General features: G+C 70.5%; 25 protein-coding genes and 1 pseudogene. 10 read left to right on the forward strand and 16 right to left on the reverse strand.

From position 1 onward, the window contains the following. Positions 1–152: 152 nt before the first annotated feature. Positions 153–326, reverse strand: a complete 174-nt coding sequence (locus ACZ5CR_RS32110) for a CsbD family protein (RefSeq protein WP_468863925.1) — start codon at positions 324–326, stop codon at positions 153–155. A 248-nt stretch (positions 327–574) separates the two neighbouring features. On the opposite strand from ACZ5CR_RS32110, the gene ACZ5CR_RS32115 reads away from it, so the two are divergent. Then, positions 575–745 (forward strand): hydrophobic protein, encoded by a 171-nt coding sequence (locus ACZ5CR_RS32115; RefSeq protein ID WP_468863928.1) that lies wholly within the window; start codon positions 575–577, stop codon positions 743–745. A gap of 171 nt (positions 746–916) precedes the next feature. On the opposite strand, the gene ACZ5CR_RS32120 is transcribed toward ACZ5CR_RS32115, so the two are convergent. Then, entirely contained in the window at positions 917–1,666 is a 750-nt protein-coding gene (locus ACZ5CR_RS32120; RefSeq protein ID WP_468864146.1) for a GntR family transcriptional regulator, read from the reverse strand. Positions 1,667–1,793: 127 nt separating this feature from the next. On the opposite strand from ACZ5CR_RS32120, the gene ACZ5CR_RS32125 reads away from it, so the two are divergent. Continuing rightward, positions 1,794–2,813, forward strand: a complete 1,020-nt coding sequence (locus ACZ5CR_RS32125) for a Gfo/Idh/MocA family protein (protein ID WP_468863930.1) — start codon at positions 1,794–1,796, stop codon at positions 2,811–2,813. A gap of 39 nt (positions 2,814–2,852) precedes the next feature. On the opposite strand, the gene ACZ5CR_RS32130 is transcribed toward ACZ5CR_RS32125, so the two are convergent. Both ACZ5CR_RS32130 and ACZ5CR_RS32135 read right to left on the reverse strand, forming a co-directional pair. Then, on the reverse strand, positions 2,853–3,524 hold the full coding sequence (locus ACZ5CR_RS32130) for a response regulator (protein ID WP_468863933.1): 672 nt from the start codon (positions 3,522–3,524) through the stop codon (positions 2,853–2,855). 10 nt (positions 3,525–3,534) lie between these two features. Next, positions 3,535–4,854, reverse strand: a complete 1,320-nt coding sequence (locus ACZ5CR_RS32135) for a sensor histidine kinase (protein ID WP_468863936.1) — start codon at positions 4,852–4,854, stop codon at positions 3,535–3,537. A gap of 159 nt (positions 4,855–5,013) precedes the next feature. Between ACZ5CR_RS32135 and ACZ5CR_RS32140 the strand changes: the two genes are divergently transcribed. Continuing rightward, positions 5,014–5,220 carry a hypothetical protein gene (locus tag ACZ5CR_RS32140; RefSeq protein WP_468863938.1) on the forward strand — a complete coding sequence of 69 codons (207 nt, stop codon included), beginning with the start codon at positions 5,014–5,016 and terminating at the stop codon, positions 5,218–5,220. Positions 5,221–5,290: 70 nt separating this feature from the next. On the opposite strand, the gene ACZ5CR_RS32145 is transcribed toward ACZ5CR_RS32140, so the two are convergent. The 3 genes and pseudogenes from ACZ5CR_RS32145 to ACZ5CR_RS32155 all read right to left on the reverse strand — a co-directional run. Further along, positions 5,291–5,710: a guanyl-specific ribonuclease gene (locus tag ACZ5CR_RS32145; RefSeq protein WP_389900973.1), complete on the reverse strand. Its 420-nt coding sequence runs from the start codon at positions 5,708–5,710 to the stop codon at positions 5,291–5,293. Positions 5,711–5,802: 92 nt separating this feature from the next. Then, entirely contained in the window at positions 5,803–6,225 is a 423-nt protein-coding gene (locus tag ACZ5CR_RS32150; protein WP_468863940.1) for a hypothetical protein, read from the reverse strand. A gap of 32 nt (positions 6,226–6,257) precedes the next feature. Continuing rightward, positions 6,258–6,413, reverse strand: a pseudogene (locus ACZ5CR_RS32155) (EamA family transporter); the annotation flags it as partial. Between the two features lie 140 nt (positions 6,414–6,553). On the opposite strand from ACZ5CR_RS32155, the gene ACZ5CR_RS32160 reads away from it, so the two are divergent. Continuing rightward, complete coding sequence (locus ACZ5CR_RS32160) at positions 6,554–7,294, forward strand: SDR family NAD(P)-dependent oxidoreductase (protein WP_468863942.1); 741 nt, start codon at positions 6,554–6,556, stop codon at positions 7,292–7,294. Between the two features lie 134 nt (positions 7,295–7,428). Here ACZ5CR_RS32160 and alc read toward each other — a convergent pair whose 3' ends face one another. Beyond that, complete coding sequence (alc, locus tag ACZ5CR_RS32165; RefSeq protein WP_468863944.1) at positions 7,429–8,544, reverse strand: allantoicase; 1,116 nt, start codon at positions 8,542–8,544, stop codon at positions 7,429–7,431. A 5-nt stretch (positions 8,545–8,549) separates the two neighbouring features. Further along, positions 8,550–9,884, reverse strand: coding sequence for an allantoinase AllB (gene allB, locus ACZ5CR_RS32170; protein WP_468863946.1), 1,335 nt, complete (start codon positions 9,882–9,884; stop codon positions 8,550–8,552). A gap of 434 nt (positions 9,885–10,318) precedes the next feature. Here allB and ACZ5CR_RS32175 point away from each other — a divergent pair, with 434 nt between their 5' ends. Next, a complete protein-coding gene (locus tag ACZ5CR_RS32175) occupies positions 10,319–11,134 on the forward strand; it encodes an IclR family transcriptional regulator (RefSeq protein WP_468863948.1) in 816 nt (271 codons plus the stop codon). A gap of 78 nt (positions 11,135–11,212) precedes the next feature. Here ACZ5CR_RS32175 and ACZ5CR_RS32180 read toward each other — a convergent pair whose 3' ends face one another. Both ACZ5CR_RS32180 and ACZ5CR_RS32185 read right to left on the reverse strand, forming a co-directional pair. Next, complete coding sequence (locus ACZ5CR_RS32180) at positions 11,213–11,872, reverse strand: response regulator (RefSeq protein ID WP_468863950.1); 660 nt, start codon at positions 11,870–11,872, stop codon at positions 11,213–11,215. Then, entirely contained in the window at positions 11,869–13,104 is a 1,236-nt protein-coding gene (locus ACZ5CR_RS32185; protein WP_468864148.1) for a sensor histidine kinase, read from the reverse strand. Before ACZ5CR_RS32185 ends, ACZ5CR_RS32180 begins: the two co-directional genes overlap by 4 nt. Before the next feature lie 314 nt (positions 13,105–13,418). Here ACZ5CR_RS32185 and ACZ5CR_RS32190 point away from each other — a divergent pair, with 314 nt between their 5' ends. Together ACZ5CR_RS32190 and ACZ5CR_RS32195 are read left to right on the forward strand one after the other, a co-directional pair. Next, a complete protein-coding gene (locus ACZ5CR_RS32190; RefSeq protein WP_468863953.1) occupies positions 13,419–14,504 on the forward strand; it encodes an ABC transporter permease in 1,086 nt (361 codons plus the stop codon). Beyond that, a complete protein-coding gene (locus ACZ5CR_RS32195) occupies positions 14,501–15,238 on the forward strand; it encodes an ABC transporter ATP-binding protein (RefSeq protein ID WP_468863955.1) in 738 nt (245 codons plus the stop codon). Before ACZ5CR_RS32190 ends, ACZ5CR_RS32195 begins: the two co-directional genes overlap by 4 nt. A 141-nt stretch (positions 15,239–15,379) precedes the next feature. Here ACZ5CR_RS32195 and ACZ5CR_RS32200 read toward each other — a convergent pair whose 3' ends face one another. Then, on the reverse strand, positions 15,380–15,718 hold the full coding sequence (locus tag ACZ5CR_RS32200) for a DUF5955 family protein (RefSeq protein WP_468863958.1): 339 nt from the start codon (positions 15,716–15,718) through the stop codon (positions 15,380–15,382). A gap of 211 nt (positions 15,719–15,929) precedes the next feature. Between ACZ5CR_RS32200 and ACZ5CR_RS32205 the strand changes: the two genes are divergently transcribed. Both ACZ5CR_RS32205 and aceB read left to right on the forward strand, forming a co-directional pair. Then, the gene (locus ACZ5CR_RS32205; RefSeq protein WP_468863959.1) at positions 15,930–16,535 is read left to right on the forward strand and encodes a nucleotidyltransferase family protein; all 606 of its coding nucleotides are present in this window, start codon (positions 15,930–15,932) and stop codon (positions 16,533–16,535) included. 226 nt (positions 16,536–16,761) lie between these two features. After that, complete coding sequence (gene aceB, locus ACZ5CR_RS32210) at positions 16,762–18,381, forward strand: malate synthase A (protein WP_468863961.1); 1,620 nt, start codon at positions 16,762–16,764, stop codon at positions 18,379–18,381. 107 nt (positions 18,382–18,488) lie between these two features. On the opposite strand, the gene ACZ5CR_RS32215 is transcribed toward aceB, so the two are convergent. The 3 genes from ACZ5CR_RS32215 to ACZ5CR_RS32225 form a co-directional block, all read right to left on the reverse strand. Beyond that, on the reverse strand, positions 18,489–19,394 hold the full coding sequence (locus tag ACZ5CR_RS32215; protein ID WP_468864150.1) for a HipA family kinase: 906 nt from the start codon (positions 19,392–19,394) through the stop codon (positions 18,489–18,491). Between the two features lie 79 nt (positions 19,395–19,473). Next, positions 19,474–20,976 carry a cytochrome P450 gene (locus ACZ5CR_RS32220; RefSeq protein WP_468863963.1) on the reverse strand — a complete coding sequence of 501 codons (1,503 nt, stop codon included), beginning with the start codon at positions 20,974–20,976 and terminating at the stop codon, positions 19,474–19,476. Next, positions 20,973–21,926 (reverse strand): SDR family NAD(P)-dependent oxidoreductase, encoded by a 954-nt coding sequence (locus ACZ5CR_RS32225; RefSeq protein WP_468863966.1) that lies wholly within the window; start codon positions 21,924–21,926, stop codon positions 20,973–20,975. Before ACZ5CR_RS32225 ends, ACZ5CR_RS32220 begins: the two co-directional genes overlap by 4 nt. A 134-nt stretch (positions 21,927–22,060) precedes the next feature. Between ACZ5CR_RS32225 and ACZ5CR_RS32230 the strand changes: the two genes are divergently transcribed. Continuing rightward, the gene (locus ACZ5CR_RS32230) at positions 22,061–22,540 is read left to right on the forward strand and encodes a nuclear transport factor 2 family protein (protein WP_468863969.1); all 480 of its coding nucleotides are present in this window, start codon (positions 22,061–22,063) and stop codon (positions 22,538–22,540) included. Between the two features lie 46 nt (positions 22,541–22,586). Here the strand turns inward: ACZ5CR_RS32230 and ACZ5CR_RS32235 are convergent, their stop codons facing one another. Further along, entirely contained in the window at positions 22,587–23,006 is a 420-nt protein-coding gene (locus ACZ5CR_RS32235; protein ID WP_249586880.1) for an ester cyclase, read from the reverse strand. Between the last annotated feature and the right edge of the window lie 58 nt (positions 23,007–23,064).

A 23,064-nucleotide genomic window follows, 5' to 3' on the forward strand; every position in this document is an offset into this window, starting at 1 on the left:
CCCCGGGCGGGGGTGCCTGGACGTTGCGAGTGGCTCTGCAGAAACACTTGAACCGCGGTGGGCGGGGTGAGCTCACTCTTTCGTCCCCCCCCCCCCCCCGGGCCCCCCCCCAACACTGTCGCGCGGTCGTCAGCCGCGCGGTCGCACGGTCGTCAGTGCTTGCCGATGTCCTTGGTCTTCTCCTTGGCCTGGCGCGCGTCGCCCTTCGCCTGCTGGGCGCGGCCTTCGGCGGTGAGGCGTTCGTTGCCCACGGCCCGTCCGGCGGCTTCCTTGGCAGCACCGGTGGCCTGCTCGGTCTTCGCCTTGGCCTTCTCGTTGGCGGTCATGTCCGCTCACGCTCCCTTGGCATCGACTTCATGTGCTGCGGTTCCGGGTAGCCGCTCAACTGCCCGGCAAACATCATCGACGCGATCGGATCAAGAGACCGTGTGTGCCTTTTCGAGCGGCCGCTGCCTTTCGGCCTCTTGAGCCTTTCGGGCGACCGCGCGTGCCCTTCAACCCCTGAAAGAAACACACTTTTTGTGTGTTTGTAGGTCAGGTCCAGGAGCACGCGGTGGCCAGGAGGTTGATAACAATGGTTCCCCTGATTCTGGTTCTTCTTCTGGCTCTGATCCTCTTCGGTGCGGGTTTCGCGCTCAAGGCCCTGTGGTGGGTCGCGGTGATCCTGCTCGTGGTGTGGGTGCTGGGCTTTGTGATCCGCCCGGCTGCGAGCGGCGGCAGAAAGGGCCGCTGGTACCGATGGTGATGCGCTCATGAGATGCCCATAAGGGGCTCATGAGGCACTCATGAAGCCTCATGAAGCGCGAGGGGTGGGCCCGGCCTGGGACGGCCGGGCCCACCCCTCTTTGCCGCCGACGCGGCCATACGGTCCACAGCCATACGGTCCGCAGCCGTACGGCCTCCACGGCCCTGCGCTCTACGGTCGTACGAGGAGCTGGAACTCGAAGGAGTAGCGCGAGGCCCGGTAGATGTGCGAGCCGAACTCGACCGCGCGGCCCGTGTCGTCGAAGGTCGTGCGCTGCATCGTGAGCAGCGGAGCCCCTTCGGGCTCGCCGAGGCGTTCGCCCTCGTCGGCGGTGGCGGCACGGGCGCCCACGGACTGGCGCGCGCTGTGCAGGGTGATGCTCGCGGCACGCATCAGGCGGTAGAGGCCGGTGGCTTCGAGGCGTGCGGTGTCGAGGGCGATCAGGCCGGACGGAAGACGGTTGCGCAGGAAGGCCATGGGCTCCCCGTGGGCCAGGCGTAGCCGCTCGACCAGGTGCACTTCCTCGCCCTCGGCGACACCGAGTGCGGCGGCCACCTCGGCGGACGCGGGCTCGACGGTGTTGCGCAGGACGCGGGTCTCGGGGCGCTGGCCCGCCGCCTCCAGGTCGTCGTAGAGGCTGCTGAGCTCGAGGGGGCGCTTGACCTGGCTGTGCACGACCTGGGTGCCCACTCCCCTGCGGCGCACCAGCAGCCCTTTCTCGACGAGCGACTGGATGGCCTGACGGACGGTCGGCCGGGAGAGACCGAGCCGCCCCGCCAGCTCGATCTCGTTTCCGAGCAGGGTGCCCGGCGTCAGAGCGCCGCGCTCGATCGCCGCCTCCAGCTGCTGGGACAGCTGGAAGTACAGCGGGACCGGGCTGCTGCGGTCGACGCCGAGCTGGAGGGAGACGGTCGGGTCCACGGCTGGTTTGGCGGCTGATTTGGGCATATGGGGAGCGTAGTCGCAGGGAATGATGACGGGAAGTTCTGAAGTTCTGTTGTCCGGACAAAGGATTGACAGGATCGCGGGGCGTGGCGAGGGTGGGGCCATGCGCATCGGACTGATCGGAACGGGCCGTATCGGCACATTTCACTCTGCGGCTCTTCATCGGCATCCTGAGGTGGACGCACTGGTCGTCGCCGACGCCGATGTCGGACGCGCGGCAGGGCTCGCGGCACGGATCGGCGCCGCATCGGCCGCATCGGTGGACGACATCTTCACGGGGAGCGGCCGGTCGGGGGCCATAGACGCGGTGGTGATCACGGCGGCGACCTCCGCGCACGCCGAGCTGATCGGCAAGGCGGCGCGTGCGGGGCTTCCGGTCTTCTGCGAGAAGCCCATCGCCCTCGATCTGCCCGGCACGCTCACCGCGCTCCAGGAGGTCGAATCCGCGGGCACGGTGCTCCAGCTCGGCTTCCAGCGGAGGTTCGACGCGGGGTACGTGGCGGCGCGCGAGGCCGTGCGGTCGGGGCGGCTCGGGCGGCTGCACACGGTCCGGGCGATGACCTCCGACCCGGCGCCGCCGCCTGCCGCGTATCTCCCGCTCTCCGGCGGCCTCTACCGCGACTGTCTGGTCCACGACTTCGACATGGTGCGGTGGGTGACGGGCCGTGAGGTGACGGAGGTGTACGCGACGGGGTCGGACGCCGGGCCCGCGATGTTCCGCGAGGCGGACGACGTCGACACGGCAGCGGCGCTCCTCACCCTCGACGACGGCACCCTCGCCACGGCGACGGCCACGCGGTGCAACGGCGCGGGCTATGACGTACGGATGGAGCTGGCCGGGGAAGACGACCAGATCGCGGCCGGCTTCGACGAGCGCACACCCCTGTCGTCCGTGGAACCCTCGGGCCCGCCACCGCCCGAGAAGCCGTGGCCCGGCTTCCTGGAACGGTTCGCTCCCGCGTACGAGGCGGAGCTCGCGGCGTTCGTCGACGTCGTACGCGGTGAACGCCCGAACCCCTGCGACGGGCGGGAGGCACTGGAGGCGCTGCGGATCGCCGAGGCGTGTGAACTGTCGCGGCGGGAGCGGCGGTTGGTGCGGGTGGGGGAGATCGCCGGGGGGTGAATTCCCCCCGGGGGGGGCGTGCTCCGGGCAGGCCCGGGTCTACTCCGCCCCGTCGAGCAACCCCGCGTCATGCGCCAACAGCGCGATCTGCACACGGTTGTTGAGGTCCAGCTTCGTCAGGACGCGGGAGACGTGGGCCTTGACGGTGGCCACGCTGAGGTAGAGCTCTGCCGCGATGTCCGCGTTCGAGGCGCCTCGGCCCACCGCGACCGCCACTTCCCTCTCCCGCTCCCCCAGTAGCGCGAGCCGCTCCAACGCACGCTCCCGGCGGCCCTGCTGGGGGTCCACTCCCGTCACCTGAGTGATCAGCTGCTGCGTCACCGTGGGCGAGAGCACCGGCTCCCCCGCCGCGACCGCCCGTACCGCCGCGACGATCTCGGCGGGCGGGGTGTCCTTGAGGACGAACCCGGCCGCCCCGGCCCGCAGCGCCCGCAGGACCTGTTCGTCGGCGTGGAACGTGGTGAGGACGATGACCTCGGGGGCGTCGGGGCGCCCCCGCAGGGCCTCCGTCGCCGCGAGGCCGTCCATCGTGGGCATGCGGATGTCCATCAGGACCACATCGGGGCGCAGCTCGGCGACCAGGGGGGCCACGTGGGTTCCGTCCGCCGCCTCGCCGACGATCTCGATGTCGTCCGCGCCGCCCATCATGAAGGACAGACCGGCGCGTACCAGCGGGTCGTCGTCGACGAGGAGCACGCGGATCGGGTTCATGGCGCCCACACTAACGAGCCTCGTCGCCGCGACCGGAGGGTGCGTCCCACGGCAGCCAGGCGTCGACGCGGAACCCCCCGTCCCCCGCGGACCCGTGCTCGATGCGGCCGCCCGCGAGCATGGCCCGCTCCGTGAGGCCGATCAGCCCCTGGCCGGAACCGGGGACGGTCGGCACATCGCCGGGCGGCGGCGGGTTGCGTACCGAAAGGGTGAGGCCTTCACCGGGGGCGCCGGACACCAGGAGGGTCACCTCGGCGCCCGGCGCGTGCTTGCGGGCGTTGGTCAGGCCTTCCTGGGCGATGCGGTAGGCGGTGCGGCCGACGGCGGCGGGGACGGCGGCCGATTCGGCGACGCGGTGGTCGAGCACGACCTTCATGCCCGCGTCGCGGGACTCGGCGACCAGCGACTCCAGAGCGGCGAGCGTCGGCTGCGGGCGGCCGGACGCCTCGCCGTCGACGCCGCCACTGCCACCGCGCAGCACGCCGATCACCTCGCGCAGATCCTGCAGCGCTTCGTGCGCGCTCTCCCGGATGACACCGGCCGCGCGGACGATCTCCTGACGGGGCGCGTCCGGACGGAACTCCAGGGCTCCGGCGTGCACGCTGAGCAGGGTGAGGCGGTGGGCGAGCACGTCGTGCATCTCGCGGGCGATGGACTCGCGGGCAAGGCGCTGGGCCTGTTCCGCACGGAGCGCCGCCTCGTTCTCGGCGCGGATCGCGCGGTCACGCAGGCTGAGCAGGAGCTGGCGGCGCGAGCGTACGAACATGCCCCAGCCGATGACGCCGGCACTGAGCATCGTCCCCAGGGCGACGGCGACCAGGAACGGCACGTCGGCGTCGGGCCGCAGCCAGTAGGTGAGCGGCAGCACGGCGATCGAGGCCCCGCCGATCCAGCCGACGTACCGGAAGGGGCGGTGCACCGCGAGGGTGAACAGGGCGACCGCGGCAGCGCCGCCCGCGGTGTCCGAGAGCACGCTGATCGGCACCATGGCGATGGCGAGGCCGACCGGCCAGCGCCTGCGCAGCCAGACGGCGGCGCAGGCGAGCGCGCCGATGACCTGGTCGGCCTCCGCGAAGCCGGGCGAGACGTTCGGGTTGTTGCCGACCGCGTCCGCGCCCACCATGCCGATGGCGACGGCCACGAAGAAGCAGGCGAAGTCGACCAGCCAGTCGCGCACGGTCCGCCGGGCCCTGCGCTTGTTCCTGCCCGGCGCGCGGTCCGGGTCGAACTCGGCGGCGAGGGCCGAAGGCAGCGCCCATGGGCGCCTGGCCAGGGGAGCCGGGACTGCCGCGGGTGGCGAGGACGCCGACGGGAGCTCGTTGCCGCTCATGGTCGATAAATCTACGCACTGTCGGGGGCGTCGGGCGCCGTCCGCACATGATCATCGACCAAAGTCGCGCACGCGCAGACTTTCGGAGGGCGCAAGAGGGAAGAGGCCTCGCCCCGTGGCCGATGTGCGTGGGGAGTCCACGGAGCGAGGCTCTTCGGTATGAAGCAGGTACTTGAGGTCTTCGGCGTCCTTCTCCTGATCCAGGGCGTGGCCGCCCTGGTGCACGAACTGACCGGCCGGCTGCGCGGCTGGGGCATCGTGCGGCGGATCGGGTTCCTCGACGGCTACGAGATCTACGCGGGCGTCACTCTCATCGTGCTCGCGTTCGCGCTGTTCGCCCTCGCGGAGAGCCGAAGGCCCCGTTAGCGCCGTGCGGCGTCAGGGCCGTGCGGCGCCGGTACCGTCCTGCGTCAGTACCGTCCTGCCGAGAAAGGTCTCAGCAGGAGTGGTCGACCAGGTCGAAGGACTCGTAGTGGTCGGCCGTGTAGTAGTCCTCCTGGTTCTTCTCACCGGTCACGATGCGGCGCGCGCCGCGGTCCGGTGAGCCCGGCGTCACCACGGTGTACTCGTGGTAGTAGCCCGAGCTCTGGGAGGGCAGGATGCCTTCCCTGTTCGAGAAGACGGTGTTGTCCTGCGGATACGGGTAGGGGCCGCCCGCCTCGATCAGGTCCAGGGTGTCGTGCGCCTGGTCGGGCAGCTTGGAGTAGCAGATGTCACCGACGGCGGTGATGGAGTACGCCGCCGAGGTGGGGGCGTGGTGGTCGGGGGCCGTGCTCGCGGAGGCGGCGACGGGGCCGCCGATGAGCAGGGCGGCGGCGAGGGCGGTGACGCTCACGATTCGTGGGGGGATTCGCATGCGACCAGTGTGACGCGCGTAGAGGTTGTTGTGTCAATGTCAAGTTCGGTGAATTTTCCGGGAGTTAACCGAGCGCCACCGGTGCGCCGCCGTCAGTCCTTCTCGTCGGCGCCCTTCGCGGCGGCCTCCTTCGCTGCGGCGTCCTTGGCCGCGGCGATGCGGTGCTCCGCCATGTACTCACGCAGCTGCCGACTGGTGGCCCCGCTGGTGTAGAGCGCCGCGCCCACCACCGAGAGCGGCACCGAAAGCCCCAGCCAGCCCAGCATTTCGGGCCACCTGCGCTGCGCACGGCAGTCGTCCCACGTGTCGTCCTGCCACGTCAGAGCGTCACCCTCGTAGAACAGCATCGACTCGCACTTACGGCTGCCGGAGTATTCGTCGTCCCCGTCGCTGAACGGCATCATCAGCTGCCACGCGAGCACGAACCAGATCGCGGCGGCCGCGGCGAGAAGCACAGCGCCCCAATTGCGGCGGCTATCGGCGCTTCTGGCGAATTTCTGCTCGAAGTCCCCCATGGACGTTCCTCCTTGATCGACCACGGAACGTATCACCGCGCCCCGCGCCCCCAACTGGTCCCCACCAGAACCAGCGCACCTCCCACCAGACCCACCACACCCGCCACACCCAGCCGCTCCCCGCCCACCGCGATCCCCACCGTGGCCGCCCACAACGGCTCCGTGCCGAGGAGCAGGCCCACCCGCGATCGCTCTCCCTGAAGCCATCGCCCCCGCGAATGTCGCTGTCCATTTCCCGCCAGCCACAGCACACACAGCCCGCTTTCATTGAACCCGCAAGCACTTCTCACGCATTACGGAACATAGACACACGAATGAGGTTCGAAGAATGTCTTCTCTGACCGGCAAGACGGCCCTGGTCACCGGCGGCAGCCGCGGCATAGGCGCGGCGGTCGCGTTGCGGCTCGCGCAGGAGGGTGCCGATGTGGCGATCACGTACGTCAACGGGGAGGCCGCCGCTCAGGAGGTCGTCGCCAAGATCGAGGCGGCCGGGCGGCGCGGCTTCGCCATCAGGGCCGACGCGGCTGACCCCGGGGACGCGGCGGGCGCGGTGGAGCGCGCGGCGGACGATCTGGGCCGCCTGGACATCCTGGTGAACAACGCGGGCATCGGAGTACTCGGCCCCATCGGCGACTTGGCGCTCTCCGACGTCGACCGGGTGCTCGCCGTCAACGTACGTTCGGTCTTCCTGGCCTCGCAGGCCGCCGCCGGGCGGCTGGCCGACGGAGGCCGGATCATCTCCACCGGGTCCGGACTCGCACGGTTCGCGGGTGGTCCCGGCGCGACGCTGTACGCCATGAGCAAGGCGGCGCTCGTCGGCATGACCAAGCCGCTGGCCCGGGAACTCGCCGGGCGGAGGATCACCGTGAACGTCGTGCACCCGGGCTCGGTCGACACGGACATGAACCCGGCCGACGGCCCGTTCGCCGAGCCGCAGAAGACGGCCACGGCGCTGGCCCGCTTCGGCTCCGCGGACGAGATCGCCTCGCTCGTCGCCTACCTGGCCGGTGACGACGCGGCGTTCATCACGGGCACGGAGCTGGTGGTGGACGGCGGGTACGGGGCGTAGCCACGCGGGCATCGTGCGGGCCTCGTCACGCGGGCATCGTGCGAGGCCGTGTCACGCGGGCATGGTGATGGGGCGCACCGGGGATCTCCACCCGGCGCGCCCCACGTTCTTCAGCGGGCTTCAGCGAGCCCTCGTCAGCCGCCCAGCTCCTGGTGGCGCGCGGCCAGACGGCTCGCGCCGGACTCGGTCAGCGAACCGAAGAGGTGCAGGCGCGAGATGCCGCCGTCCGGGAAGATGTCGATGCGCACATGCGTGCCGACGACCGGGGCGTCCAGGACGAAACGGTGGTTGGTGTCGGGCTGCAGGCGGGTGCGGGGCAGCGCCTCGACCCACTCGCCGCTCTCACCGTCACGGACCGAAAGAGCCGCCCAGCCCGCCGAGTTGCCCTTGAGGTAGGCCGTGTCGATCTCGACGGAGCGGATCTCGGACTGGCCCACCAGCTGGTAGCGGATCCAGTCGTTGCCGGTGTCGCGGCGCCGCCGCGTCTCCCAGCCGTCGTCCATCTTGCGGGAGCGGCCCGGCTGGATGGTGTTGGTGGCCGGGGAGTAGAAGCGGTCGGACGCGTCCTCGACCTGGCCACCGTTCTCCAGGGCGACGACGTCGAACGTGCCGAGCGCGGCGAGCCACTTGGGGTCGGCGACGACCTCGCCGTACACGCGAAGACGGGCGACACCGCCGTCCGGGTGCTGGTTGACGCGCAGGTGCGTGAAGCGCTGCTCCAGGTCGACGGCGAAGCCGTTGGCCGCGTGACCGCCGACTGCCGTGCGCGGCACGAGGGTCGTCCACTTCACGTCGTCCGAGAGGAGCTCCTCGGGGGTGGGCGAACCGTCGACGCTCGTGCCCTCGACGGACACGGCCTGCGGGTAGTTGCCGCGGAAGTGGGCGGTGTCGATGACGATGCCGCGTACGACGCCGGGGGCGCCGAGGCGTACGAGCGCCCAGTCGTGGTCGTCGGCGGTGGGCCACGGGTGCTCGCCCGAGACGCCACGGCGGCGGCGGGTCTCCCAGCCGTCCATGACCTTGCCCTTGTGCCCGAAGTGCTCCGGGTCGAAGACGGCGGGGTGCGCGAGGAGCAGGTTCTCGCGCATCGCGAAGAACTCGTCGTTGGCGGCGATCACGCCCGCGCCGAGCTGCCGGTCCGCGAGGTTCGCGTACTGGGTGAAGGGGAAGTCGGCGGTGCGGTAGTCCGCGTACGGGTCGCCGCCGCCGTAGGGGCTCGCGTCGCCGGTGAAGGTCGGTATCGCCGTCACAGTGATCAGTTCTTCCTTTCCAGAAGTCGGCCTGCGGGTTCGCTGAACTCGCCGCCGTGCAGAATGCGTTCGCCGCGCAGCCAGGTGGACTTCACGACGCCGCTGAGGGTCTTGCCCGCGTACGCCGTGACCCGGTTCCGGTGCTGCAGCTCCGCGGGGTCCACGGTGAAGGTCTCGTCGGGCGCGAGGACCGCGAAGTCGGCGTCGCGGCCGGGCTCGATGGCGCCCTTCTGGTCGAGTCCGACCAGTTCGGATGTGCGTGTCGACATCCAGCGCACCACGTCCTCGAGGCTGTGGCCGCGCTTGCGTGCCTCGGTCCAGATCGCGGGAAGGCTGAGCTGGAGCCCGGAGATGCCGCCCCACGCCGTCGCGAAGTCGTCGGTCTTGAGTTCCGCGGTGGACGGCGAGTGGTCCGTCACGATGCAGTCGATGGTGCCGTCGGCGAGCGCGCCCCAGAGCAGGTCCTGGTTGGCGGCCTCACGAATGGGCGGGCAGCACTTGAACTCGCTCGCGCCGTCCGGGACTTCCTCCGCGGTGAGCGTGAGGTAGTGCGGACAGGTCTCGACGGTGAGCTTGATGCCCTCGCGCTTGGCGGCGGCGATCAGGGGCAGCGCGTCCGACGACGACAGGTGCAGTACGTGGACACGGGCGCCGAGCCGCTTGGCGAGTGCGATGAGACCCTCGATGGCGGCGTCCTCGGAGACGCGCGGCCGGGTGTCCAGGTAGTCCGTGTACTTGGGACCGCTCTTGTGCGGGGCGGCGTCCAGCTCGTGCGGGTCCTCGGCGTGCACGATGAGCAGGCCGCCAAACCCGGCGATCTGAGCCATGGAGGTGGCGAGGTGGTCCTGGTCCAGGTGCGGGAACTCGTCCACGCCCGACGGCGAGAGGAAGCACTTGAAGCCGTAGACACCGGCGTCGTGAAGGGGCTTGAGGTCGCCGACGTTGTCGGGCAGGGCGCCGCCCCAGAAGCCGACGTCGATGTGCGCCTTGGTGCGGGCGACTTCCTGCTTCGTCCGCAGATTGCCGACCGTCGTGGTCGGCGGCAGGGAGTTGAGCGGCATGTCGACGAGGGTGGTGATGCCGCCGGCGGCGGCGGCACGGGTGGCGGTCCAGAAGCCTTCCCACTCCGTGCGGCCCGGGTCGTTCACGTGGACGTGCGTGTCGACGAGCCCCGGCAGCAGGACGTCGTCGCCGAAGTCCTCGACGCGGGCCCCCGCCGGTACGTCGGCGTCGTGCGCCAGTACGGCCGCGATCTTCCCCCCGGAGACCGTGACCGACGCGGCGCGGGTTCCCTGCGGGGTGATCACGCGGGTCGAGCGCAGCACCAGTTCTACGTCCACGTCCTCAACGCCCTCTCTTCGCTGTTGCTTGTCTGTTGCTTGTCTGTTGCTTGTCTGCGGCTTGTCTGTTCGGCTGTTCGTCACTGCTCGGCTGTTCGTTCTTTTCCGCTACACAGACCATTCGATTCCGCTAAACGGAATTCAACGTTCTGTTGAATGAGTCTTCACGGCCGACCCCGAGCCGTCAAGAGGCCACGTGAAGCCTCCTGGACGTTTCCACAAAGTGGAATTAGAATTCCACAGGACAGAACGTAGCTACGCACAACCGGGCCGACAAGCGATCACCGGGCGTGACGGCGAAGAAGCGGACAAAGGCCCCACCACCGGTCCCCGACCGGCCCTGACCGGCAGGTACGCCAGGGCCGCCGAGGGTCCCCGCGAGGAACCGCCCGATAGGCTGCTGCCTTGCCCGTCAGCCCCGAAAGGACTGCGCCGTGCCGACGTCAAGCGCCAGCGACGCCTCCACCGAAGTCGCCGCCTCCAAGCCGCCCGCTGCCAGCGGTGGTGTCCAGTCCCTCGAGCGCGCCTTCGACCTCCTCGAACGCATGGCGGACGCCGGAGGGGAAGTCGGCCTGAGTGAGCTCTCCGCCAGCAGCGGCCTTCCGCTGCCCACGATCCACCGCCTGATGCGCACGCTGGTCGCCTGCGGCTACGTACGCCAGCAGCCCAACCGCCGCTACTCCCTGGGCCCGCGCCTGATCCGCCTCGGCGAATCGGCCTCGCGCCTCCTCGGCACCTGGGCCCGCCCCTACCTCGCGCGCCTGGTCGAGGAGACCGGCGAGACCGCGAACATGGCACTGCTCGACGGGGACGAGATCGTGTACGTCGCACAGGTGCCGTCCAAGCACTCCATGCGGATGTTCACCGAGGTGGGCCGCCGGGTCCTCCCCCACTCCACGGGTGTCGGCAAGGCCCTCCTTGCCCACACCCCGCCGGAGGAGGTGCGCGCGCTCCTCGCCCGCACCGGGATGCCCGCGGCGACGGAGAAGACGATCACCACGCCGGAGGGTTTCCTCGACGCGCTCGACGAGGTCCGAAGGGCGGGCTTCGCCGTCGACGACAACGAACAGGAGATCGGGGTGCGCTGCCTGGCGGTGTCGGTCCCCAACTCCCCCACCGCGGCGGCCATTTCGATCTCAGGACCGGCGGGCCGGGTCACGGAGGACGCGGTGGAGAAGATCGTGCCGGTGCTGCAGGAGGTAGCGGTGGAGCTGTCGGCAGCGCTGGCCAGTTCCGGGCCCCCGGCGTAGCCGCCATGTCACCCTCGAGCGCCGGACGGCCGAACTACCGAGCCCGTCCGGCGCTTCTGTTGTCGTACCCGTGGACAGCTACTGTCCCGCGCCGCCCCTGATCAGCCCACGCCCCGTCGCCACAGCCACCGCCGCCGTACGCGAGTCGACCCCCAGCTTCGCGTAGATGTGCACCAGATGGGACTTCACGGTGGCCTGGCTCAGGAAGAGCCGCTTGCTCACCTCCTGGTTGGACAACCCCTCCCGCACCAGCCTCAGCACCTCAAGCTCCCGCCCGGTCAACGCCTCACCGGGCGCCCGCATCCGGTCCATCAGCCGGTGCGCGATCGCGGGCGCGAGCGCGGACTGACCCGCCGCCGCGGTCCGCACCGCCGACGCCAGTTCCTCCGGCGGCGCGTCCTTGAGGAGATATCCCGCCGCGCCCGCCTCGACCGCGGCGAGGATGTCGGCGTCCGTGTCGTACGTCGTCAGGACGAGCACCCGCGGCGCCCCCTTCACGGCGGTGATCGCGGCCGTGGCCTGCGCCCCGTGCATCCCCGCCCCGAACTGGAGATCCATCAGGACGACGTCGAACGCACCGGTCGCGGCGAGCGACACCGCTGCCTCGGCCGTCGCCGCCTCCCCCACCACGGCGAAGTCGGGCTCGGTGTCGAGCACGGCACGCAGCCCGGCGCGTACGACGGGGTGATCGTCGGCGAGAAGCAGCCGGATGGGCCGCTCCCGCGCTTCGGCGCTCACAGCGCGGCCCCCGCCCGAACCGCCCCCGTCGGAAGCGGCAGCGTGACCGCGACGGCCGTCCCCTGCCCCGGCGCCGACTCCACGCTCAGCGTCCCGCCGAGCGACCGGGCCCGCGCCCGCATCGCCGGCAGCCCGAATCCCCCGTCGTCCCCGCGCTCCTGTGGCGCGGACGCCGGGTCGAAGCCCCGCCCGTCGTCGACCACGTCCAGGGACACCGACGTGTCCATGAAGCTCAGCGTGATCTCGGCACGCCCCGCACCCGCGTGCCGGACGGTGTTCGCGAGGGCGGACTGGGCGGTGCGGAGCAGGGCTACTTCGTACGGCGTCGGCAGCTCGGTGGGTGTGCCGCTCACCGTGAACTGGACGTCGACGTGCGAGCCGTCCGAGTCCGGCGACGCGGACGCGGAGAGCCGTTCGAGCGCTCCGGCCAGCGAGCCGCGTTCCAGGTAGGGCGGGCTGAGGGCCCGCACGAAGCGCCGTGCCTCCGCGAGGTTGTCCTGCGCCGCGCCGCGGGCCTGTTCGATGTGCGGCGCCGCGGGGGATCCGGCGGGCAGCGCGCGTTGCGCGGCGCGCAGCAGGAGCTGGATGGAGGAGAGCCCCTGGGCGAGGGTGTCGTGGATCTCGCGGGCCAGCCGCTCGCGCTCGGCGAGGGTGCCCGCTGTCCGCTCGGCGGCGGCGAGCTCGGCGCGCGTGGCCATGAGCTCGTCGATCAGCTGACGGCGCCGCTCGCTCTCCCGGTACAGCGTCTCGTATCCGAGGACGGTGGCGATCGCCATGGCCGCGCCGAGCAGCGGCCCGATGAAACTGCCCGGCGATATGGGCGAGCCGTGCAGCAGGAAGCTGGCGATGGCGGCAGCGGCGGTGAGCGCGACGGCGGGCAGGGCCCAGCGCAACGGCAGCAGGTGCAGCTGCAGGAAGTACAGGGGGAAAGCCGTCCACAGCCCGTCCGGCGAGAGGACGAGCAGCACCACCCAGCACGCACCGAGCGCCGCGAGCCACACCGCCGCCCCACGCTGCGAGCGAGCGACGGCCGGGCTGAGGGTGCCCGCGGCGTAGACACCGCCCATGGCGACCACGACCGCCACGACGGCACCACCGCGCGCCCCACCATCGGCCACGGCCCGCACGGCGGCAAGCATGAGCAGCCCCGCGAGCAGCGCGTGCAGGCACAGCCGCAGGGTCAGGGAGACGGGGGTGGTCCGGGAGGGGGTCAGGGAGTCGACGGGGAGCATCGGGGCCTCGGTCGGGGCGGATTCGGGGGCGGGGGTGGGGGTGAGTGTCGGGGCCCGGCGCTCCCCACGAGCCAGGGCGCGCGCCACGGCTCCGGCCGGTGCTGGGCCTTGGATCACGGTGCCGACCCGGGCAGAGGCCCGGCCCGGTCATGGGGTGGAGGCGCGGTGGAGGCGTTCATCGGACCTTCCAGCGTAGGCGCAGCCGCCCCCGCTTCCGTCAACCGAAAGGTTGATCGGCGGCTCCCCCCTTCGATTCGGGTGAAGCGTGCTGTGGCGCGATGCCGGGGAGGTGCGCGCGGACGGAGGGTGGGGGCATGTTCGTCGCATGGAGAGACCTTCGGTTCGCCAAGGGGCGGTTCGCCCTGATGGGAGCCGTCGTCGTACTCATCACTCTGCTCGTGGGGCTGCTTTCCGGGCTCACGGCCGGGCTCGCCAGGGAGAACACCTCCGCGATCACCGGCCTGCCCGCCGACCATCTCGCCTTCGCCGCGCCGCCGTCAGGACAGTCCGTCTCCTTCACCAGCTCCCAGGTGGAACAGCGCGCCTGGGAGACCTGGGCGGCCCGGCCGGGCGTACGGTCCGCCGAGCCGGTCGGCATCAGCACCCTCAACGCCACTGCGGGCGAGCACTCGGCCGCCGTGTCCGCCTTCGGCGTGGAGCCGGACTCCGGGATCGCGCCGGACGGCGTCGCACCGGGCGAGGCCGTGCTCTCCGAGAAGGCCGCGGCGGACCTCGGCGTCGGCCCCGGGGACACCGTGCGGCTCGGCGGGGGCGGAGTCGAGGAGCGGGTCGCGCGGGTCGCGTCGGACGCCTCGTACAGCCATACCCCTGTCGTATGGACCGCGCTCGACGACTGGCAGGGGCTCGGCCACCGGGGTACGTCGATGGACGATCAGGCCACGGTCATCGCGCTGCGGACCGGGGACGGGGCCGATCTCGCCGCCGGGGACAAGGCGGCGGGCACGGAGACGAAGTCCCTCGACGGCGCGCTCACGGCCATCGGCTCCTACCAGGCGGAGAACGGCTCGCTGCAACTCATGCGCGGCTTCCTCTTCGTCATCTCCGCCCTCGTCATAGGGGCGTTCTTCACGGTGTGGACGATCCAGCGCGCCGGCGACATCGCGGTGCTGAAGGCGCTCGGCGCGTCCACTCCGTATCTGCTCAGGGACGCTCTCGGGCAGGCCGTGCTGATGCTGGCCGCCGGGACGGCCCTGGGGACGGGGATCGCGGCGCTCGTCGGCTCCGCGATCAGCGGCGGCGACGTGCCCTTCGTACTCGATCCGCCGACCGTACTGTGGCCCGCCGCCGTGATGATCGCCCTCGGGGCGTTGGGCGCGGGCCTGTCCGTCCGGCGGATCACCGCCGTCGATCCACTGACCGCACTGGGGAGTGCCCGATGAGTCTGTCCCTCGACGACATCACGCTGACGTACCCGGACGGCGAGGGGCGTCTCACGGCACTCGACGGGGTCGGGCTCGATGTCCCCGCCGGGACGCTGACGGCGATCGTCGGCCCGTCCGGCTCCGGGAAGTCCAGTCTGCTCGCCGTGGCGGCGACGCTGGTGACTCCCGATCGGGGGCGGGTGGTGGTCGGGGGCACGGAGACGGGGACGCTGTCGGCCGCCGAACGGGCAGAGCTGCGGCGGCGCAGGATGGGGATCGTCTTCCAGCAGCCGAATCTCCTCGCGTCGCTGACCGCGCTCGAACAGGTGGAACTGATGGCACGCCTCGACGGACGCGGACGTTCCGCCGAGGTGAGGGAGCGGGCACGGGGACTCCTGGACACCGTGGGTCTGGCGGACCTCGCGCACCGGCGCCCGCATCAGCTGTCGGGCGGACAGCGCCAACGGGTCGGTATCGCGCGGGCGTTGATGAACTCACCCGCGGTGCTGCTCGTGGACGAGCCGACCAGCGCGCTGGACCACGAGCGGGGAGCGGCGGTCCTTGAGCTCCTCGGACGGCTGACGCGGGAGTGGGGGACGGCGACGGTCCTGGTCACGCATGATCGGGCGAGGCTGGCTTTCGCCGACCAGGTGGTGGAGCTGGTGGACGGGAGGGTGGAGGCCCCGGAGGAGAGGCTGGAGGGCTCCAGCCTCTCCGGCACTCGAAAGGGGCCCAGCCTCTCCGGCGCTTGAAGGGGATCCCAGTCCGTCCAGCGCTTGAAGGGGGATCCCAGTCCGGTCCGGCGCTTGAAGGGAGATCCCAGTCCCTCCGGCGCTTGAGGACGAACTCGGCGGAGCCGGTGATCGACGCCGCTCAGGGCCGGGGCGCCCCGCCTACTTCGGTCCCGGCTCCCCGAAAATCTCCACCGCGCCCCGGACCGCCGCGAGCCCCGCGCTCAGCGCGCTGACGGAGCCGATCGCGCCCGCGACGAGCAGCAGCGACCGCCGCAGCCGCAGTACCTCGGGCGCACCGCTCAGCGCCATGGCGGCCAGCGCCGCCAGCTCGTCCTCGGCGATGCCCCGGTCGGGGAACTCCACCGGATGCACCGCGAGCTCACGGCGCAGCCGGGACACCGCGGTGCCCAACTCCGCGACGCGCGGATCCTCGTCACTGCCGGTATCACTGCCGGTATCACTGCCGGTCACTTGTCTCTGCCCTACGCTCTGCAACACAGCTCTCCCCCTCGCACGGCGACGTGCGCACGTTCTCTCGTGCAGATCTTGCCGCCCCCGCACGGCGCTGGTCATACGCCAGGGGGACGCGGGCAAGTAAACGCCACAGGAAGCGGGACGCGCCACTTTGTGGCCGGAACACGCTGCCTCAGGCGCCAGAGGCACCTTCGGCAGTCGCCACCGGGCGGGCAGGGTGCGGTATGCAGGAGCCATGACGAATCCGACGATCGCCGGGCTCCTCCTCGCCGCGGGCGGCGGGCGACGCCTCGGCGGCCGACCGAAGGCACTCCTGGATCACCAGGGGCGGCCCCTGGTGGAGCACGCGGTCCGCGTACTGCGCGAGGGCGGGTGCACGCGCGTGCACGTGGTGCTCGGCGCGGACGCCGATGTCGTACGGGAGAAGGCCTCGCTCCCCGGCTGCGTACTGATCGACAATCCCGAGTGGGCGCAGGGGATGGGTTCGTCGCTGCGGGCCGGGCTCGCCTCCCTGCGCGACACCGGGGCAGGCATCGAGGCAGATGCCGCACTCGTCTCGCTCGTCGATCAGCCCGGCATCGGCCCCACCGCCATGGCCCGCGTGTACGCCGCCTACCGCTCACCCGCCACCCTCGCCGCCGCCGCGTACGACGGAGAGCGCGGCCACCCCGTGCTCTTCGGCGCGGATCACTGGGCGGGCATCGCGGCGAGCGCGGTGGGTGATCGCGGGGCGCGCGCCTATCTCAAGGAACACGCCGGTGACATCGCTCTCGTCGAGTGCGGGGACGTGGCCCGGGCGTACGACATCGACACACCCGCCGACCTGGTCCACCTTGAGTGACCGGCATGGCACTCAGCGACACGTTCTGTCGACGAAGAGAATCTCGACGTCAACAGACGATTGAACTTCCACTATGAGGAAACTAGTATCCACTGTTCAGAAGCACCCGTTCCCTCAAGTGGGGCCCACGGCCGTATCTCGGCTCCTGTGGCACTGAGTGTCACTGCGAATGCCCGGCGGCCGCCAAAGCACCACTCGTGAAGCTCGCTGAAGGAAGTGACAGCTCATGTCCGCACCAGCGCAGTCCCCGCTGGCCATCGTCGACGCGGAGCCTCTGCCGCGGCAGGAGGAGGTCCTCACCGACGAGGCCCTCGCCTTTGTGGCCGAGCTGCACCGGCTCTTCACGCCCCGCCGTGACGAGCTCCTCAGCCGCCGCTCCGAGCGCCGCGCCGAGATCGCAAGCACCTCCACGCTCGACTTCCTTCCCGAGACCGCGGCGATCCGCGCCGACGACTCCTGGAAGGTGGCGCCCGCCCCGGCCGCCCTGAACGACCGCCGCGTCGAGATCACCGGGCCGACCGACCGCAAGATGACCATCAACGCCCTGAACTCGGGCGCCAAGGTCTGGCTCGCGGACTTCGAGGACGCGTCGGCGCCCACCTGGGAGAACGTGGTCCTCGGCCAGCTCAACCTGACCGACGCCTACGAGCGCAACATCGACTTCACGGACGACCGCAGCGGCAAGTCGTACGCCCTCAAGGACGCCGACGAGCTCGCCACCGTCGTCATGCGCCCGCGCGGCTGGCACCTGGACGAGCGTCACCTGCAGTTCGAGGGCACCGCGATCCCCGGCGCGCTCGTCGACTTCGGCCTGTACTTCTTCCACAACGCCAAGCGCCTCATCGAGCTCGGCAAGGGCCCGTACTTCTACCTCCCGAAGACGGAGTCGTACCTGGAGGCCCGCCTCTGGAACGACATCTTCGTCTTCGCGCAGGACTACGTCGGCGTCCCGCAGGGCACCGTCCGCGCCACGGTCCTCATCGAGACGATCACGGCCGCGTACGAGATGGAGGAGATCCTCTACGAGCTCCGCGACCACGCGTCGGGCCTGAACGCGGGCCGCTGGGACTACCTCTTCTCCATCGTCAAGAACTTCCGCGACGGCGGCTCGAAGTTCGTCCTGCCGGACCGCAACCTCGTGACGATGACGGCCCCCTTCATGCGGGCGTACACCGAACTCCTCGTCCGCACCTGCCACAAGCGCGGCGCGCACGCGATCGGCGGCATGGCCGCCTTCATCCCGTCCCGCAGGGACGCGGAGGTCAACAAGGTCGCCTTCGAGAAGGTCAAGAACGACAAGGACCGCGAGGCGGGCGACGGCTTCGACGGCTCCTGGGTCGCGCACCCGGACCTGGTCCCGATCGCGATGGAGTCGTTCGACGCGGTCCTGGGCGACAAGCCCAACCAGAAGGAGCGGCTGCGCGAGGACGTGAAGGTCGCCCCCGGTGACCTGATCGCCATCGACTCCCTCGACGCGAAGCCCACGTACGACGGTCTGGTCAACGCCGTCCAGGTCGGCATCCGTTACATCGAGGCCTGGCTGCGCGGCCTCGGCGCCGTCGCGATCTTCAACCTCATGGAGGACGCGGCCACCGCCGAGATCTCGCGCTCGCAGATCTGGCAGTGGATCAACGCGGGCGTCGTCTTCGAGGACGGCCGGACGGCGACCGCCGACCTGGCCCGCGAGGTCGCCGCCACCGAGCTCACGAACATCCGCGCCGAGATCGGCGACGAGGCGTTCGCGGCCGGCAAGTGGCAGCAGGCCCACGACCTCCTCCTCCAGGTCTCCCTGGACGCGGACTACGCGGACTTCCTGACACTCCCGGCGTACGAGCAGCTGCGCTGATCCGTACCCGGAAATGACCAGGCCCCCGGCACCGCACAGCGCCGGGGGCCTGGTCGTGCCCCGTAAGGGGCGCGGGGAACTGCGCGCCCAGCCACACACGGCCCGCACTACCCGATGTGCCGCGACCAATCCTGTTCAGCCGCGGGCTCCCCATGCAGATCGGGCACCCGCTTCAACCAGGCCGGACGCCCCTTCTCAGTAGCGGCGGCACGCCGTGCATCCGCGGCAGCCAGCTCACCCCGGCTGGGAAAGTCCACCGGCAGCCAGGCCGCAGAGGCCCTCGCGCGGGCCAGCAAGAAGGTGACGTACGCCTCCCGCACCTCATCAGGTGACGAGAACCCCGGCTCATCGGCGAGCCACGCGTCCGGCACGAGACCGACGATCCGGCGGAGCGCGGCCTCCGTCACAAGCGGCGCCAGCTCCGCATCGGCGGCGACCGTGTCGGGGGCGTACCCCCCGAGGGCGTGATGGCGGAAGTCGTACGCCTTGTCGGGCGCCGTCGCTCCCCAGCGGTGATGGAAGACCAGGGCCGCCCCGTGGTCGATGAGCCACAGCCTCGGGGGCTGGAGGCCGAACGTGGGCCAGACCATCAGGTTCGAACTGTGCACCGTGCGGTCGACGTTCGCGGTGAGGGCGTCGAGCCACACCACCTTGCCCGCTTCGAGCGGGTCCACGTCCAGCGCCTCGGGGGTGAAGTCCGCGGCGCCCGGCAGGAGGTCCATGCCCAGGTTGAGCCCTGCGCTGGCGTGCAGCAGGTCCTGCACCTCCTGGTGGGGCTCGTCCGCCGCGACCGCCGGGTCGAAGTGGACCAGGACGAGCTCGGGGAAGCGCAGGCCGAGGTGGCGGGCCAGTTCGCCGACGATGATCTCGGCGACCAGCGCCTTGCGGCCCTGCGCGGAGCCGGTGAACTTGACGACGTACGTACCCAGGTCGTCGGCCTCGACGACGCCGGGCACGGAGCCCCCGGTCCGCAACGGGTTCACATACCGGACCGCGGTGACTTCTCTGAGCACTTCCCCAGGTCTGAGCACTTCCCCAGGCTATATCTCGCCGTCACCTCGTCATCATCATGCCGCCGTCACCTCGTCGTCATCAGCCGCCCGAGCTGCCGGTGACCGGGCACTTCCGCGCTGCCTCGGCGGTGTCGTGGCCGACCTGGGCCGGGGGCGCGGGCGCGGGTGCGGGTGCGGGTGCGGTGCGGGTCCCCGCTCCCCTGCCTTCGCGTGCCGTCAGGCGCACCATGACGTCCTGCAGGGGGCGCAGCGAGATCACCGGTGAGCCGTACTGGAGGGAGTGGCCCGGGATCATGCTCAGCTTGAACCGTTGGTTGATCATCGTGACGATGGTCCGCAGTTCGAGCAGCGCCATGGTGTTGCCGATGCACTGGCGCGGCCCCGCGCCGAACGGGAAGTAGGCCATGCGCGGGCGTTCCTTCACGGCCTGCTCGGTGAAGCGGTTCGGGTCGAAGGCCAGCGGGTTGTCCCAGTGCAGCGGGTTGTGGTGGGACACGAGCGGTGACAGGAGGATCGACGAGCCTGCTTCGATGTCGTAACCGCCCAGGCTGTCCGCGTCGACGGCGGCCCGGGGGAAGATCCAGATCGGCGGGTGCATCCGCAGGCTCTCGTCCACCACCATCCTGGTGTACGTCAGCGCGTCCGTGTTCTGCCTGTCCGGCAGGCCGCCGCCCAGGACCTGAGCGATCTCCGCGTCCAACTCCTCCTGTACGGGCGGGTGGTTGGCGATCGAGAGCAGGGTCCAGCACAGCGACACCGCGGTCGTCTCGTGCCCCGCCAGGTAGATGGTCAGGAGCTCGTCGCGCAGCTCCTGATCCGTCCAGGGCTCACCGGTGACGGGGTCCTCGGCCTGCTCCATCAGGGAGATCAGCGAACCCTCGCCGGTGCGCCCGTAGCTCTCCCGCACATCGGCGACGATCTTGTCGAAGACGCGGTGGATGCGGGCGATCTTGTGCTTGCGGTCGGTCGGCAGCCAGGACGGCAGCATCTCGGACGGCGTACCGCGCCGGAACATCACCTCGACCACGTCGTCGACGATGTGCTTGAGCACCTTGGACGAGGGCTTGATGTCGTAGGCGAACAGCGAGCGGCTGAGCGTGATCAGGGTGAGCCTGAGCATCTCGGTCATCAGGTCGACGGGCTCGTCGCGCGCGGCCTTGGCCTCCCACTCGTCGAGCATCTCATTCGTGGCGGTGACGATGTTCGGAACGATGTCGAGGATGGTGTTCTTCTGGAACGCGGGCTGGACCGCCCTGCGGTGGCCGCGCCAGTAGTCTCCGTCCGAGGTGAGAAGGCCCTTCCCCATGACGACGCTGAACTGCTCGTACAGCGGGCCGCGCACGTAGTTCCCGTTGTTCTTCACCAGGACCTGCTGCACCGCGTCGGGCCCCGTGACCTGATGGACCGTCATCGGGCCGAGCCTCATGCGTACGGTCTCGCCGTAGTCGCGCTGCAGGCCCAGGAGGAACTCGGCGGTGTTGCGGCGCCAGGAACCGAGGCTGCCGAGCAGCGGGACTCCCTTGGGGCCGGGAGCGCGGGCGGCGCCGCGGGGCGTGGTGGCGGGGGCTGTGGTGGCGGTCATCGGCGTTCTCCTTCGTGACGGGGCTGCGGGGACGGTGGCGTTGTCCGGCGGGCTTCGCCGATCGGGGTGGCACCACGGGCGCCGCGGCGAGCCTCGTCGCGGGGCACCGGGAACACCCGCCGCACGAAGAGGTTGTCGAAGACGACGTCCGGGGCGAGGCGGCGCAGGAGAAGGGTGCTGCGGGCCAGGAATCCGACGGGCCTGCGGGCGCTCGGGCGGGCGCTGCGGACCGTCCGCTCCACCACCCGGGCGACGTCGTCGGCCTGGATGGCGAAGGTTCCTGCCAGACTGCGGCGGCTGCCCGTGTAGATGGCGTCGAAGTACTCGGCCGTGCGCTGGCGGAACGCGTCGTAGTCCTTGCCCGCGGACTTGAAGTTGGCCACGTAGGTGGCTCCGAAGTCGGTCGTGCGCACCGGTCCCGGCTCGATGAGGACGACCCGGACGCCGAAGTCCGCCACCTCCAGGCGCAGGGCGTCGCTCAGTGCCTCGACCGCGTGCTTGGACGCCTGGTAGAAGCCGCCGCCGGGGACCGCGTAGCGGCCGAAGATCGACGAGATGTTGACGATGGTTCCGCGCCGCGCGGCCCGCATCGCGGGCAGCACGAGCTGGCTGAGGCGGGCAAGCCCGAACACATTGGTCTCGAACTGCCGCCGCATGTCGTCGAGTCCGGCCTCCTCCACGACGCCCGACATCGCGTATCCGGCGCTGTTGACCAGGGCGCCGACCGAGCCGTGTTCGGCCTCGATGAGGTCGACGACCTCACGCATGCTCGCTTCGTCGGTGACGTCCAGGCGCAGCGTCCGGATGCCTTCGGCAGCCAGGGGGGCAAGGGTTTCCGGCCTGCGCGCCGTGGCGTACACGGTCAGGCCGGACCGGTGCATCCGCAGGGCGCAGGCGCGGCCGATCCCGGAGGAACAGCCGGTGATGAGCACGGGCAGGGGTGTCGTCATCCCACTCTCCTATTCTCCGCCCCGATCATCGGGGTATATCTCCGTTCGGGGCGCCGTGGTATCAATTGAAGCGTCAGCGGAAAACAATTCTGAGGGCTGTGAAAAAAGCGGCCCGCTTGTTCGGGAGGCAGTTCATGTATCACCGAATCGTCGCCGCAAAGCTCCGTAGCGCTTTTGCCGATATCAACGCCGGGAACTGGCAGTCCATGGTGGACACGCTGGCACCGGATTTCACTTACGTGTTCTACGGCGAGCACGCTCTCTCCGGTGAGCGGCACACGGTCGAGGCGATGAGCCTGTGGTGGCAGCGGGTGTTCAGGCTGATCCCCGAGGCCGGTTTCGAGCCGCTGGAGATCATCGTTTCCGGCGGCCCCTGGATGACCAAGGTGGCGACCCGCGTACGCATCGGCGGGCCACTGCCCGACGGCACGCGCTACGACAACGTGATGACCCAGTTCATGTATCTGAAGTGGGGCAGGATCACCGAGATCCACACCCTGGAGGACACCGTCGTCCTTCAGCGGGCACTGGACTCCATCGCCGCCTCCGGCAACGCGGAGGCACACGCCGAACCCATCACCGACGCGTACGCGCGCTCCGTCCACCAGGGCTGACGCCGCACGCGGGCCCCGGCACCATCGGGTGCCGGGGCCGGTGCCTTCACCCCAGGGCGCCCAGCTGCTTGGCGAGGTCGAGTCCGTCGAGGGAGAACCAGCTCTCGACGATCTTGCCGCCCTCGAAGGCGTCGATCACGATGCCGCTGACGGCGAACTCCCGCCCGATGGCCGGCACGCCCTCGTAGGGCTCCCCGGTGTGGGTGCCGCGCGCGGTGAACCGGCTGACGACCTTCTCGTCCTCCAGGATCCAGTCGTCGACCGTCACGTGGAGGTCGGGGAAGGACGCGCGCTGGAGCCGCACCCACTCCTTGAGGTGCTCGACGCCCTCCTTGCCGTTCGGAGCCGTTCCGTGGCTGATGTGCTCGTCACCGGCGCCCTCGTAGATCACATCGAGGTTGCCCTTGTTGAGGCACTCCTCGTAGTAGCGCTCCAGTACGGCCTTGTTCTCCAGAAGATTCGACATGTGCACCTTCCCTGATTTCCGTGCGGTGTATTTCTGTGTGCTGCGTTTCTCTGTGGCT

It is taken from the genome of Streptomyces sp. NPDC031274, assembly GCF_055570235.1.

Coding starts and splice junctions, on each gene's coding strand:
- ACZ5CR_RS32110 (WP_468863925.1), bottom strand. CDS start 326: ATGACCGCCAACGAGAAGGCCAAGGCGAAGACCGAGCAGGCCACCGGT.
- ACZ5CR_RS32115 (WP_468863928.1), top strand. CDS start 575: ATGGTTCCCCTGATTCTGGTTCTTCTTCTGGCTCTGATCCTCTTCGGT.
- ACZ5CR_RS32125 (WP_468863930.1), top strand. CDS start 1,794: ATGCGCATCGGACTGATCGGAACGGGCCGTATCGGCACATTTCACTCT.
- ACZ5CR_RS32130 (WP_468863933.1), bottom strand. CDS start 3,524: ATGAACCCGATCCGCGTGCTCCTCGTCGACGACGACCCGCTGGTACGC.
- ACZ5CR_RS32135 (WP_468863936.1), bottom strand. CDS start 4,854: ATGAGCGGCAACGAGCTCCCGTCGGCGTCCTCGCCACCCGCGGCAGTC.
- ACZ5CR_RS32140 (WP_468863938.1), top strand. CDS start 5,014: ATGAAGCAGGTACTTGAGGTCTTCGGCGTCCTTCTCCTGATCCAGGGC.
- ACZ5CR_RS32145 (WP_389900973.1), bottom strand. CDS start 5,710: ATGCGAATCCCCCCACGAATCGTGAGCGTCACCGCCCTCGCCGCCGCC.
- ACZ5CR_RS32150 (WP_468863940.1), bottom strand. CDS start 6,225: ATGGGGGACTTCGAGCAGAAATTCGCCAGAAGCGCCGATAGCCGCCGC.
- ACZ5CR_RS32160 (WP_468863942.1), top strand. CDS start 6,554: ATGTCTTCTCTGACCGGCAAGACGGCCCTGGTCACCGGCGGCAGCCGC.
- ACZ5CR_RS32185 (WP_468864148.1), bottom strand. CDS start 13,104: ATGCTCCCCGTCGACTCCCTGACCCCCTCCCGGACCACCCCCGTCTCC.
- ACZ5CR_RS32190 (WP_468863953.1), top strand. CDS start 13,419: ATGTTCGTCGCATGGAGAGACCTTCGGTTCGCCAAGGGGCGGTTCGCC.
- ACZ5CR_RS32195 (WP_468863955.1), top strand. CDS start 14,501: ATGAGTCTGTCCCTCGACGACATCACGCTGACGTACCCGGACGGCGAG.
- ACZ5CR_RS32205 (WP_468863959.1), top strand. CDS start 15,930: ATGACGAATCCGACGATCGCCGGGCTCCTCCTCGCCGCGGGCGGCGGG.
- aceB (WP_468863961.1), top strand. CDS start 16,762: ATGTCCGCACCAGCGCAGTCCCCGCTGGCCATCGTCGACGCGGAGCCT.
- ACZ5CR_RS32220 (WP_468863963.1), bottom strand. CDS start 20,976: ATGACCGCCACCACAGCCCCCGCCACCACGCCCCGCGGCGCCGCCCGC.
- ACZ5CR_RS32225 (WP_468863966.1), bottom strand. CDS start 21,926: ATGACGACACCCCTGCCCGTGCTCATCACCGGCTGTTCCTCCGGGATC.
- ACZ5CR_RS32230 (WP_468863969.1), top strand. CDS start 22,061: ATGTATCACCGAATCGTCGCCGCAAAGCTCCGTAGCGCTTTTGCCGAT.
- ACZ5CR_RS32235 (WP_249586880.1), bottom strand. CDS start 23,006: ATGTCGAATCTTCTGGAGAACAAGGCCGTACTGGAGCGCTACTACGAG.